The organism is Gottschalkia purinilytica (assembly GCF_001190785.1).
In the GTDB taxonomy this organism is placed as follows: Bacteria; Bacillota; Clostridia; order Tissierellales; family Gottschalkiaceae; genus Gottschalkia_A; species Gottschalkia_A purinilytica.
The window spans coordinates 13,690-26,242 of record NZ_LGSS01000005.1 but is presented as its reverse complement, the minus strand read 5'-3'; the positions used below and the strand labels follow the sequence as shown (position 1 = coordinate 26,242).

At 29.3% G+C, this 12,553-nt stretch carries 11 protein-coding genes and 1 other annotated feature; of the genes, 2 read left to right on the top strand and 9 right to left on the bottom strand.

Annotated elements, in window-relative coordinates; all coding sequences use genetic code 11:
• Position 1: 1 nt before the first annotated feature.
• The 5 genes from der to CLPU_RS06305 all read right to left on the bottom strand — a co-directional run bounded on the left by der (position 2) and on the right by CLPU_RS06305 (position 5,666).
• Positions 2-1,321 carry a ribosome biogenesis GTPase Der gene (gene der, locus CLPU_RS06325; RefSeq protein ID WP_050354818.1) on the bottom strand — a complete coding sequence of 440 codons (1,320 nt, stop codon included), beginning with the start codon at positions 1,319-1,321 and terminating at the stop codon, positions 2-4.
• A gap of 14 nt (positions 1,322-1,335) precedes the next feature.
• Positions 1,336-2,664: a DUF512 domain-containing protein gene (locus CLPU_RS06320; RefSeq protein ID WP_050354817.1), complete on the bottom strand. Its 1,329-nt coding sequence runs from the start codon at positions 2,662-2,664 to the stop codon at positions 1,336-1,338.
• 238 nt (positions 2,665-2,902) lie between these two features.
• Positions 2,903-3,097, bottom strand: a complete 195-nt coding sequence (locus CLPU_RS06315) for a capping complex subunit for YIEGIA (protein WP_050354816.1) — start codon at positions 3,095-3,097, stop codon at positions 2,903-2,905.
• Between the two features lie 11 nt (positions 3,098-3,108).
• On the bottom strand, positions 3,109-4,026 hold the full coding sequence (locus tag CLPU_RS06310) for a YIEGIA family protein (RefSeq protein WP_050354815.1): 918 nt from the start codon (positions 4,024-4,026) through the stop codon (positions 3,109-3,111).
• A gap of 413 nt (positions 4,027-4,439) precedes the next feature.
• Positions 4,440-5,666, bottom strand: a complete 1,227-nt coding sequence (locus CLPU_RS06305) for a serine hydroxymethyltransferase (RefSeq protein WP_050354814.1) — start codon at positions 5,664-5,666, stop codon at positions 4,440-4,442.
• A 394-nt stretch (positions 5,667-6,060) separates the two neighbouring features.
• Between CLPU_RS06305 and CLPU_RS06300 the strand changes: the two genes are divergently transcribed.
• Both CLPU_RS06300 and CLPU_RS06295 read left to right on the top strand, forming a co-directional pair.
• The gene (locus tag CLPU_RS06300) at positions 6,061-6,825 is read left to right on the top strand and encodes a threonine/serine exporter family protein (protein ID WP_082154106.1); all 765 of its coding nucleotides are present in this window, start codon (positions 6,061-6,063) and stop codon (positions 6,823-6,825) included.
• Between the two features lie 11 nt (positions 6,826-6,836).
• Positions 6,837-7,310: a threonine/serine exporter family protein gene (locus CLPU_RS06295; RefSeq protein WP_235436120.1), complete on the top strand. Its 474-nt coding sequence runs from the start codon at positions 6,837-6,839 to the stop codon at positions 7,308-7,310.
• A gap of 16 nt (positions 7,311-7,326) precedes the next feature.
• Here the strand turns inward: CLPU_RS06295 and CLPU_RS06290 are convergent, their stop codons facing one another.
• The 4 genes from CLPU_RS06290 to hisS all read right to left on the bottom strand — a co-directional run bounded on the left by CLPU_RS06290 (position 7,327) and on the right by hisS (position 12,176).
• A complete protein-coding gene (locus tag CLPU_RS06290) occupies positions 7,327-7,761 on the bottom strand; it encodes a SoxR reducing system RseC family protein (RefSeq protein WP_050354813.1) in 435 nt (144 codons plus the stop codon).
• Positions 7,762-7,794: 33 nt separating this feature from the next.
• The gene (locus CLPU_RS06285; protein WP_050354812.1) at positions 7,795-8,565 is read right to left on the bottom strand and encodes a tRNA threonylcarbamoyladenosine dehydratase; all 771 of its coding nucleotides are present in this window, start codon (positions 8,563-8,565) and stop codon (positions 7,795-7,797) included.
• A 547-nt stretch (positions 8,566-9,112) separates the two neighbouring features.
• Positions 9,113-10,906, bottom strand: a complete 1,794-nt coding sequence (aspS, locus tag CLPU_RS06280) for an aspartate--tRNA ligase (protein ID WP_050354811.1) — start codon at positions 10,904-10,906, stop codon at positions 9,113-9,115.
• Positions 10,907-10,910: 4 nt separating this feature from the next.
• Positions 10,911-12,176: a histidine--tRNA ligase gene (hisS, locus tag CLPU_RS06275; protein ID WP_050354810.1), complete on the bottom strand. Its 1,266-nt coding sequence runs from the start codon at positions 12,174-12,176 to the stop codon at positions 10,911-10,913.
• Positions 12,177-12,274: 98 nt separating this feature from the next.
• Positions 12,275-12,509: a binding site (T-box leader), on the bottom strand.
• Positions 12,510-12,553 lie beyond the last annotated feature (44 nt).

Sequence of the window (12,553 nt, the reverse complement as noted above, 5' to 3'; positions counted from 1 at the left end):
CCTAATCCCCCTTTTTCTCGTTGAACTCAAACTGTAATGGAGTTCCTTCAAAACCAAATGATTGTCTTATTTGATTTTCTAAATATCTTGCATAAGAAAAATGCATTAACTCTTTATCATTTATGAATATGACAAACTTAGGTGGTTGTACACCAACTTGAGTTCCATAAAATATCTTTAGTCTCCTTCCTTTATCTGAAGGTGGCTGATTCATTAAAACAGCTTCTCCTATTATATCATTTAAGACTCCTGTAGTTATTCTCATAGAATGATTGTTTGAAACTATTTTTACAAGTTCAAATAACTTATTAACTCGTTTTCCCGTTTTTGCTGATATGAATATAATTGGTGCATAAGTCATAAAAGATAAATTTCTTCTAATTTCCTGTTCAAATTGAAGATATGTTTTATCTTCTTTCTCTACCAAGTCCCATTTATTCACAGCTATTATAGAAGCTTTTCCACTATTATGTGCATATCCTGCTATCTTTGCATCTTGTTCTGTTACCCCTTCTGTAGCATCTATCATTATAATACATACATCTGCTCTTTCTATGGCTGCTAGAGTTCTTATAACGCTATATCTCTCTATATTTTCATTTACATTTTTTCTTCGTCTAAGTCCAGCAGTGTCTATAAGTACATACTTATCATCACCTACAGAAAAAGGAGTATCTATAGCATCTCTTGTAGTTCCTGCTATATCACTTACTATTACCCTATTTTCTCCTAATATGTTATTTATAAGAGAAGACTTACCTGCATTTGGTTTCCCAATAACAGCTACTTTTATAACATCTTCATCATATTCTGTATCTTTATCTTCTGGAAAATTCTTTATTACTTCATCTAGTAAGTCTCCAAGTCCTAATCCTTGTCCAGCAGATATTACCATAGGAGTTCCTAGTCCTAGCTCATAAAATTCATATATAGTATCTGGTGTTTTGGGAGTATCTATCTTATTACAAACTAAAATAACTTTTTTCCTTGATTTTCTTAACATCTGAGAGATTTCTTTATCTGTAGATGTAAGTCCTTCTAATCCATCTACAACAAACATTATTACATCACCAGTCTCTATTGCTACTTCTGCTTGTCTTCTCATTTGGGAAAGTATTATATCTTCACTTTCAGGCTCAATTCCACCTGTATCAATAAGTGTAAAGTAATTGTTTAGCCATTCTCCCTCTGCATAAATTCTATCTCTTGTTACACCTGGCTTATCTTCAACTATTGATATTCTTCGTCCTGCTATTCTATTAAAAAGTGTTGATTTCCCAACATTTGGTCTTCCTACTATAGTAACTATAGGTCTTGCCATATACATCACCTCTTCTATTTTTTTAATATATCTACAAAATCTTTTCCATCAACTTTTGAAACGGTAACCTTAGATTCTAGTTTTTCTTCTAATTGCAATAAAGTTAAATCATCTAAAAATATATCTTCATCTCTTTTTAACATACATTTTGGTATTATAAATCCGTCTTTAGGTTTATAATTTTTTAATTCATTATATAGATCATTTCCTGTTACAAGTCCAGAAACTGTTATAGTATCTCCAAAGAATTTATTCTTTATAGGAATTACTTTAAGTCTAATACCTTGTATGCTATCCATTATTAATTCACTTATACTTTTCATAAAATTATATGATAGTTCCCCAGTAGCTATAATATATTCGTTATTTGAGGTACATTTTCCTTTCATATTTTCTAAAGCCTCTTCTACTTCTGATTGAAATGATCTTATAAGTCCAACACCATTTTCTATTTGAGGAAATCCTTCATAATTTTTATATTTAGGTATTTCTCTTTCCGATAAAACATAGAACTCATCAGATGGAAATACAAATCTCGTTCCAATAGTATTTAGAAAACTTTTTTGCATTCCATCAATTAACTTTAATACTTCATTAGCACTGTTATAATTATATATATCAACTTCACATAATCCCTTTCTGTATTTAGTTACTCCTATTGGAACTACAGCAACACTCGAAATATTTGGATGAAGTTGTGATAAGTCTTTTATCGTACTTTCTAATTCCAAACCATCGTTTACATTAGGAACCAATACTATTTGACAATTCATGTTTATTCCTGCTTCATTAAATCTTTTAAGGATATCATATATTTTACCTGCATTCTTGTTTTGCAGCATTTTTATCCTCAATTCAGGATTAGTTGTATGAACTGATATATTAATGGGACTTAGTTTATATTTTATTATTCTATCAATTTCCTCATCATTTAAGTTCGTAAGAGTAATAAAATTACCTTGTAAAAATGACAATCTAGAGTCATCATCTTTAAAATATAAGGTGTTTCTCATTCCTTTAGGTAGCTGATCTATAAAACAAAACATACATTTATTTCTACAGTTTTTAGCCTTATCTATAAGTGGATTAGTAAATACTATACCAATATCTTCATCAAAATCTTTTTCTATTTCTAGTTCCCATACTTCTCCATCTGGTTTCTGTATTGTCATTGTAACAAAATCATCTGTTATCATATATTTATAGTCTATAATATCTTTAATACCTTTATCATTTATAGATAAAAGTATATCTCCTGGCTCTATCTCTAATTCTTCAGCTATACTATTAGACTCTACTTCTTCTATTATATTAATATTTTCACTTAAGTTTTTTAACTCCATGCTATCCCCTTCTAAATAATTATTTATTGTCTTAAGTATAAGATAGTTACCTAGCTTTAGTATTGTATCATAGTTTTAAAATTATCAAATAGTTTTTAATATATTCTCTTATAATAATAGTTGAAATTCAAATACAAATAAATATTATGATATTGCAATTTACATCTCTATATTATAGCATAAATAAACGTAAGGTATAATGATAATTCATTATACCTTATAATTTATTATAACTATATCAATGTTTAACTATTACATAACATCCATTTTCTAAATCGTGTATCATTCCAGTGGTTATTTTTGATATTAATATAGATACTTTTTCCTGTTCTTCCTTATCCTTAGTATAGAATACTGGAACACTTCCTCCTGATACTGAATCTTTATTAGTAGTAATTATGGCTAATATATATTCTTTTATTCCTACATCCACTATTTAACCTCCTATCGTTGTGATCTTCTACCTATTTTGGAGTTTAAAGGCTTTCTTCTAGAGCTTTCTAATACTATTGTTTGCTTTACAGCTTCTACAAGACAATCTTCATCTGGGTCCATAGCCACTATAGACATTACAACTCTCCCCGTATGTGGATCTCTTCTAGCTATAGGAGTAAAATCAGGCTCATCCACATCTTTTCTTATTCCTAATAATGCCGCAGCATTATGTTGTATTGCTTGCCTTTGGCCTGTATTAGCAAGAGTTTCAATTCCATTTTTGTCATGTGGAATTATCTCTACTGCTATTCCATTTTCCTTATAGATCTGTCTAGATTTTTCAGATCCTATGTTCATTATTACAGTATCATTAATCCTTAATAAAGGTCCTTCAAAGGAAATTTTTGCTATCTTGACTTCAGCTATATCCTCCAATGTTTCTCTAGATATTGCTTTATTTAAGTAAATAAGTGATACTATTCCTACAATTAGACCTATTGATATAGAATATACTAAACCTATATTCATTCTTGTCATCAAATATATTACAATGCTAACTATCAAAGATACTATCATAGTTACGTAATTCCTTGCCTCGAAAGCCTTAGCAATATCTTCTATGTATGCTGTTCCTCTTGCTACAAGTTCTGTAGGCTCTATGTTATCCAAACTTTGTCTCTCTAGATTTCTTACCTCTCTAAATTGTTGTGCTGCTAAAGACAAAAAAGTCACAGCAGAAAATTCATTATCTGCTAAAGCAGGCACCGCTACTGCTCCTAAAGCTGAAGCAATAATTCCAAGAGTTAGATGAGTAAACACCCCTTGTGGATAACTAGGATACTGCCTATAGTCAATTTTTAACATGGCTAATCTTGAAATAAATCCTACTAAAATTGCTGGCACTATAATAAAACCATATTTAAACAATTTATCACCCACTTAAAGACTTTTCTTTGCTTTAAAATATAGTTACTATTTTTCCCTCATTACTTTTTTATATTCAGATATTATATACAACTTTAGTTAAGATTTCCTATATAGAAACGTATAATATTTTATTAACTCGTCATGCTAGTTAATTTTTTATATTGAATTTACTGGTTTTAAATTACTAAACACTTAGGGAGAAAAGTATCAGCACAGTATTATCAATACTAGTGAGATTTAACTAACACTTCAAATTCTATTAGATAACTTATAGAGTTTTACAAATATAAATATAATCAATTAAAAAGGATTGTCTCGAAACACATATTTAATTTAAATTTTCAAGTTAAGATAAATAAAAAAACAGAAAGGTTTAATAACCTTCCTGTTTTCTATTTATTCTAAGTAAGCTCTTAGTATAATGGATATTTTTCGCAAAGAGCGCTTACTCTTTTTATTGCTTCTTCTTTATTTTTATCAAGTAAAGCTAATTTGATTATAGCTGCGATTTCTTTCATATCGTCTTCTTTCATTCCTCTAGTTGTAACAGCTGGTGTACCTATTCTTAATCCGCTTGTTACAAATGGGCTTTCTTGATCAAATGGAATAGTATTTTTGTTAACAGTTACTTGTGCTTCATCAAGTAATGCTTCTGCTTCTTTACCAGTTAATCCGATAGCCTTAACGTCAACTAACATTAAGTGAGTATCAGTTCCACCTGAAACAATTCTGAATCCATTTTCTTGTAATGATTCAGCTAATACTTTAGCATTTTTAACCACTTGTTCTTGGTAACCTTTGAAATCATCTGATAATGCTTCTTTGAATGCAACAGCTTTACCAGCGATAACGTGCATTAATGGACCACCTTGTAATCCTGGGAATATAGCTTTGTCTATCATTTTAGCATATTTTTCTTTACAAAGGATGATTCCACCTCTTGGTCCTCTTAATGTTTTATGAGTTGTACTAGTTACGAAGTCAGCATGTGGAACTGGGTTTGGATATAATCCAGCTGCAACTAATCCAGCAAAGTGAGCCATATCTACCATTAAGTAAGCTCCTACTTCGTCAGCGATTTCTCTGAATTTAGCGAAATCTAATTTTCTTGGATAAGCACTCCATCCAGCAACTATCATTTTTGGTTGCTCTTTAACAGCAATTTCTCTTAATTTATCATAATCAACTACTTCTGTACCTTCTTCTACTCCATAGTCAACGAAGTTATAGTAAATTCCTGAAATATTTACAGGGCTACCATGAGTTAAATGTCCACCATGTGATAAATTCATACCAAGAACTTTATCTCCAGGTTTTAATACTGAGAAATAAACTCCTAAGTTAGCATTAGCTCCTGAATGTGGTTGAACGTTAGCATGATCAGCTCCGAATATTTCTTTCAGTCTGTCTCTTGCTAAATCTTCTACTACGTCAACGAATTCACATCCACCGTAGTATCTTTTTCCTGGGTAACCTTCTGCATATTTATTTGTTAGATAACTACCCATTGCTTCCATTACACTTTCAGTTACAAAGTTTTCTGAAGCTATTAGCTCAATATTTTGTTTTTGTCTTTGTAATTCCTTATCAATAGCTTCCATTATTTGTGGGTCACTTTTTCTTAAATTGCTAAAATCCATACTTATAATTCCCCTTTCTTATGTTAATTAAAAATTTAACTTAATATAATGCAACATTTCATATATAATATAACATTATAATCAAATATTATAAAGACCAAAAAATTATTTTTTGTGATTTTTTTGTTACTATTTGATATTTTAATTGCATTACATAGAACAATTTGGTTAATCTATAATAGAAATAGAGAAAATGTTATCATCCGTGTTATACTACTTATTGAATTGTGACATAATATTTACTCTATTTTCTTTAAATAGTGCTTATAGTTAGATTACACAATAAAATAGAAACTTACAATTGTAAGAACTCTATAAACTTAAAGTATCCAATATAGATTTTTCTGCTAAAATATACATTAAGATATATTTTTTATGTAAGGGGGTATGTATTTTGTGCAAAAAAGATAAAGCTAGAAAAGTTTTAGACATGTCTGTACTTGCAGGTGAAATAATGCTTGAAAATGGTGCTGAAACCTACAGAGTAGAAGATACTATAATAAGAATATGTAACGCTATAGATATAATAGACTATGTAGATGTTTTTGTAATCCCCACTGGAATATTTCTCACTATAGGCTATGATAATGAAATTATGACCTATATACAAAGGACTAAAACTAAAAGAATAGATTTAAATAAAATTACACTGGTAAATGAATTCTCTAGAGAATTTGTAAGCTCAAAGATGACTGTTAGTGAAGGAGTCGAAAGACTGGTATCTATAAGAAACTTAAAACCTTATTCTGATTTTACTAAATCAGTACTTGGTGGTGGTTTAATAGGTGGATTCTCTGCATTACTATTTAAAGGTAGTTTTTCAGACTTTTTAGCTGCTTTCTTAGTCAGTGTTCTAGTCGTTAAAAGTAGAGAAGTTGTAGGTAGAAAAGTTAATATCATAAGTTATGTGAAAGACTTTATGGGATCTCTTGTATCTGGTGCGTTAGCTATATTATTTGTAAAAATAGGAATTGGTAATAGCATTGATAACATCATTATAGGCTCTATAATGCCTTTAGTACCTGGTTTTGCTATAACTAATGCTACCCGTGACTCTATAAGTGGCGACTTTTTAGCAGGAGTTTCTAGAGGTTTAGAAGCAATATTGTGTGCATTATCAATTGCATTAGGTGTAGGTATTATACTTTATTTTTACTAGGGGGTATTTAAATGATCTTTTACATAAAACAAGCTCTATATGCTTTCTTATCTACTGTTGGATTTGCTGTTCTCTTTAATGGACCTAAAGATACATTAGTGAATGCAGGTACATGTGGTGCAATAGGATGGTTAGTGAATATTATAGCAAAATATCTGTCTAATTCCTCAATAGTAGGTACTTTTTTAGGGGCTACAACTGCTGGACTCCTTGGTGAAGCTTATGCTAAAATTTTCAAAAAACCAGCAACTGTTTTTATAGTTCCTGGTATAATTCCTCTTGTTCCAGGCGCAGGTATGTACTATACAATGCTTGCTCTTATCAAGAAAAACTTTATAACTGCTGCTGATATAGGAAGTCAAACTATCTTTACTGCTTTTTCTATAGCTATAGCAGTAATTGTGTCGTCTTCAATTAATAGAGCAATTATGAAATATAGAGAGTATATTAAGCAAAAAAAACAACTGCCTGATGGCAGTAATTAATGTTAAAATAAATATTTTATTTTTTATCTCTAAGAATCTCAATCATTTCAAATGTTTTATTGCTATTCTTAGAGATTTTTTTATCTATTATTCTTAAAAGTACATAACTTATTCCAAGAAAAATTATACCCATTAAAAATCCTAATGATTCATATTCTTTAAATCCTAAATTTTTAAATAGACTAACTCCTAAAAAAACACCTATAACCATTAAAGCTAGTGGAATAAAGTAAGCTATAAAAATTGATTTTAATACAGATTTTGTTCTAGTTCTTATTTTAATATAATCTCCTACTTTAGCATCTAAAGTATTTTCTATGCTTATAGTTATATTTGATGTACTACAGTCAGATGAACATGATGCACAACTATCACCACATGCGGATACTCTTTTTACAATGATTCCTGCCGTCTTATCATCAGTTTTATATACATATCCGGTTTGTTCCATAAAAAATACATCTCCTCTCGTAAATTATATTTACTATCTCTCTATATCGGATACATCTTTTATTATATCTTTTATAACCTCTGAAGCTATTATTAATCCTGACACTGATGGCACAAATGAAACACTTCCTGGAATTTGTCTTCTTTCAACACATGTTCTTGCATCTTTATTAGGACATATACAGTTTGTTTTACAACCACCATCTAATTCTTTAGGCTTTATAGGCTTTTCTTTAGAATAAACTACTTTTAAACTATCTATATTTCTTCTTCTTAACTCTCTTCTCATAACCTTAGCTAGTGGACATATAGTTGTTTCATATATATCTGCTACTTCAAGCATAGTTGGATTTAATTTATTTCCGGCTCCCATAGCACTTATTATTGGAATATTTCTATTCTTACATTTTTCAATTAAATCTAATTTTGAAGAAACCATATCTATAGCATCTATAATATAGTTATAATCATATGCTAAAAGTTTGTCTGATGTTTCTTCATTATACAGTTCTTTAAATGTTATAACTTCTGATTTTGGATTAATATCTAGTATTCTTTCCTTCATCACTTCTACTTTAGATTTTCCTACAGTCTTTCTAGTAGCATGTATCTGTCTATTGATATTTGTCAGACATATGTCATCATCGTCTACTAAAACGAACTGTCCTACTCCTGATCTAGCTAATGCTTCAACAGCAAAAGTTCCTACTCCACCTATTCCAAAAATTCCAATTCTACTATTCTGTAGTTTTGTTAAAGCTTCAGTCCCTATAAGCATCTCTGTTCTTGAAAATGAATGTAACATAGTTCTAACGCTCCTCTTTTGCTAATTTTTATGCTCTATGTTGAATGTATAAATCATTTAGTTTTTAAGTTACGTTGATTTAGTTATTTTTACTCATATTATAAGCAATAAAAATTTAAAATATGAAATCTATAATATACAATGTAATTTTTATGAAAATATTTATACAAGTATAATCTTATTTTCATTATATATCTAAAAAGATAAACCTTCCATCATAATATAGTCAAAAATGATACCATAATTTTAAATATATATCAATTAGATAGGAATAATGGTATTTATTTTATTATATTAATTATATTAATAATTCTATATTTTTCTTTTGTTAAATTTCTACAAACATATTTTAAAAATTAATTAATTTTTTTAATAACTATTAAATATTTGAATTATATTGTCATTTTTAAATCTTTTTTGTAGAATTTATAGATTTATTTTCTTTTATTTTGTCAAATCCAAAAAAATTAGAAATTAATTTTCATCTCTAATAATAAATATATTAAAGCAAAAAGTTAGAGTTTTTAAGCTCTAACTTTTTACTTTTTTATTTTTCTACATCTTTATTTCCCATTAATTTTATATGAATTTCATCTAATTGTTTTTCTGTAACTGATGTTGGAGCCTCTGTAAGTAAACATGTAGCACTTTGTGTCTTAGGAAAAGCTATAACATCTCTTATATTATCACTATCTGTAAGTAACATTACAAGTCTATCAAATCCATATGCAATTCCTCCATGAGGCGGTACTCCATATTTAAAACCTTCTAATAAAAATCCAAATTTATCCCAGGCCTCTTCCATGCTAAATCCTAATGCCTTAAACATCTTTTCCTGTAATTCTGAATTATTTATTCTTATACTTCCTCCGCCTATTTCATCTCCATTTATAACAATATCGTAAGCTTTAGCTCTTACTTTTTCTGGAGCTGTTTCTAAAAGTTCAATGTCTTCATCTACTGGATGTGTAAATGGATGGTGTTTAGCGACATATCTATCTTCTTCGTCGTCATATTCAAACAATGGGAATTCTGTTATCCATACTAGATTAAACTCATCTTTATCTATTATATTTAGCTTATTAGCAACTTCTATTCTTAAACTTCCCAATGCATTAAATACCACTGAAGACTTATCAGATACTATAAGTATTAAGTCTCCTTCTTTTCCATTCATTCTTTCTATTATTCTATTTAACTCTTCTTCTGTTAAAAACTTAGCTATAGGAGATGTTACTCCTTCTTCTGATATTTTTATCCAAGCTAAACCTTTCGCTCCATGAGTCTTTGCAAAGTCTTCTAATTTAGATATGCTTTTTCTAGTAAATTCATTTCCATATCCATCAATATTTATAGCTCTTACTTCTCCACCATTCTTGATATTGTCACTAAATACTTTGAATTCACTGTTTTCTACTATGTCTCCAATATTTTTTAGTTCAAATCCAAACCTCAAGTCTGGTTTATCTGAACCAAATCTCTCCATAGCTTCTTCATATGTCATTCTCTTAATAGGAAGTTGTATATCAACATTTTTTATGTCTTTAAATATTTTTTGTATAAGCTTTTCATTTATACTTATTATATCTTCAATATCAACAAAAGACATTTCTATATCTATTTGTGTAAATTCAGGTTGTCTATTAGCCCTTAAATCTTCATCTCTAAAGCATTTAGTAATTTGATAATATTTGTCCATACCAGCTACCATAAGTAATTGTTTTAATGTTTGAGGTGATTGAGGTAGTGCATAAAACTTCTCTGGATTTACTCTACTAGGTACTAAATAGTCTCTTGCTCCCTCTGGTGTTGGTTTTGTAAGTATAGGAGTTTCCACTTCTATGAAGTCATTTTCATCTAAAAACTCTCTTACTATTCTAGTAGCTTTATGTCTGATTTTTAATTTATTTTGCATTGAAGATTTTCTTAAATCAAGATATCTATATTTTAAACGCATAGCTTCTGAAACATCATCGTCATCTTTTATATAAATAGGAGGAGTCTGTGCTTCGTTTAATATTTTTAATTCTTCAACGAATATTTCAATCTCTCCAGTTGGTAATTCACTATTTATAGATTGTCTCTTGTGTACTTTTCCTCTAACTGCTATAACGTACTCTCCTCTTAATTTATCTCCTTTATCAAAAGCTTCTTGAGACACATGACTATCAAATACAACTTGAACTATTCCTGTTGTATCTCTTAAGTCAACAAATATTAAAGAACCTAAATTTCTTCTTTTTTGTACCCAGCCCATAAGTACAACTTCTTGTCCTTCATTTTCTAATCTTAATGTACCACACATATGCGTTCTTCTTAAATTGCCCATACTTTCTGACATTTTTTTACCCCCTAGTTTTAATACTTAACTTTTCTATTAGTTCATTTATTTTAATTTCTTCTTGTTCACCATTGTTCATATCTTTAAGTGTAACTATGCCTTTCTCTATTTCGTCTTCTCCTATAACTACAGTATACTTTGCATTTATTTTGTTGGAATATTTAAATTGTGCTTTTATACTTCTTCCTAAGTAGTCTTTATCTCCTGATATTCCATTTGATCTTAACTCTGATAATAGTCTAAATGCTTCTTTATCAGCTTTTTCTCCGATTGATACTATAAAAATATCTATTTGATTTTCTTTAGGAATTTCTATTCCATTACTTTCTAGTGTTAAAAGTAATCTTTCAACCCCCATGCCAAATCCAACAGCGGGTGTATGTGATCCTCCTAACTCCTCTACGAGACCATCATACCTTCCTCCACCACTAACTGTTCCTTGAGCGCCTATATCATTAGATATAAATTCAAAAGCCGTTTTTGTGTAATAATCTAAACCTCTTACTATTTTAGAATCCACAATATAATCTATATTAGCTATACTTAAATACTCTTTTACTTTTTCAAAATGTTGATAACATTCCTCACACAAGTTATCTATCATAACTGGTGCATCTGATGTTTTTTCTTTGCAATCTTCATTTTTACAATCAAGTATCCTCATAGGATTCTTTTCATATCTAGATTTACAAGTATCACAAAGACTTTCTATTTTAGATGAAAGATATTCCTTTAATATATTATTGTATCTTTCTCTACATTTAGGACAGCCTATGCTGTTTATGTGTAATTCTATGTTTTTAAGTCCTAATGTTTTAAAGAAAGTCGATATAAGAGTCATAATCTCAACATCTATTGAAGCGTCTTCACTACCAAAAACTTCTGCCCCGAATTGGTGAAAAGCTCTCAACCTTCCTGCTTGCGGTCTCTCATATCTAAAACAAGGAGTAATATAGCACATTTTTACTGGTTGAAGTTCAGCGTATAATTTATTTTCTATATATGAACGTACTACAGGAGAAGTTCCTTCTGGTTTCAATGTTATACTTCTTCCACCCTTATCTTCAAAAGTATACATTTCTTTTTGTACAACATCTGTAGTTTCTCCTACTCCTCTTTCAAATAACTCAGTATGCTCAAATACTGGAGTTCTTACTTCTTTATATCCAAAGTTATTGCAAACATCTATAAATACTTTCTCTATATACTGCCATTTATATGATTGTGAAGGTAATATATCATTTGTTCCTCTAGGTGCTTTTGTTAACATAAATAGACCTCCTTACATTTTTTATTTATCTTTAATACTTTATATAACTAATTTGACTATCTATGTACATAAAAAAACACTTCCGTTCCTATAAATATTATAGGGACGAGAAGTGTATTATTTTCCCGTGGTGCCACCCTTTTTGGATATACAAAAAATAATTAAATGCTTATCCCACTCTAAGTCTTTAACGCAGACAAACGTATAAACCTACTATAAACTTCAGCCTATCTACTCCAAGATGTGTTCACTAAGTATTGATATCAGATTTCCACCATCTCTGACTCTCTATAATCAAGTGATTTAGTTACTTTTTCTCTTCATAGTATTTATATTGTCTTTTACATTTTTTATATTATAATTGATGTATCAATTTA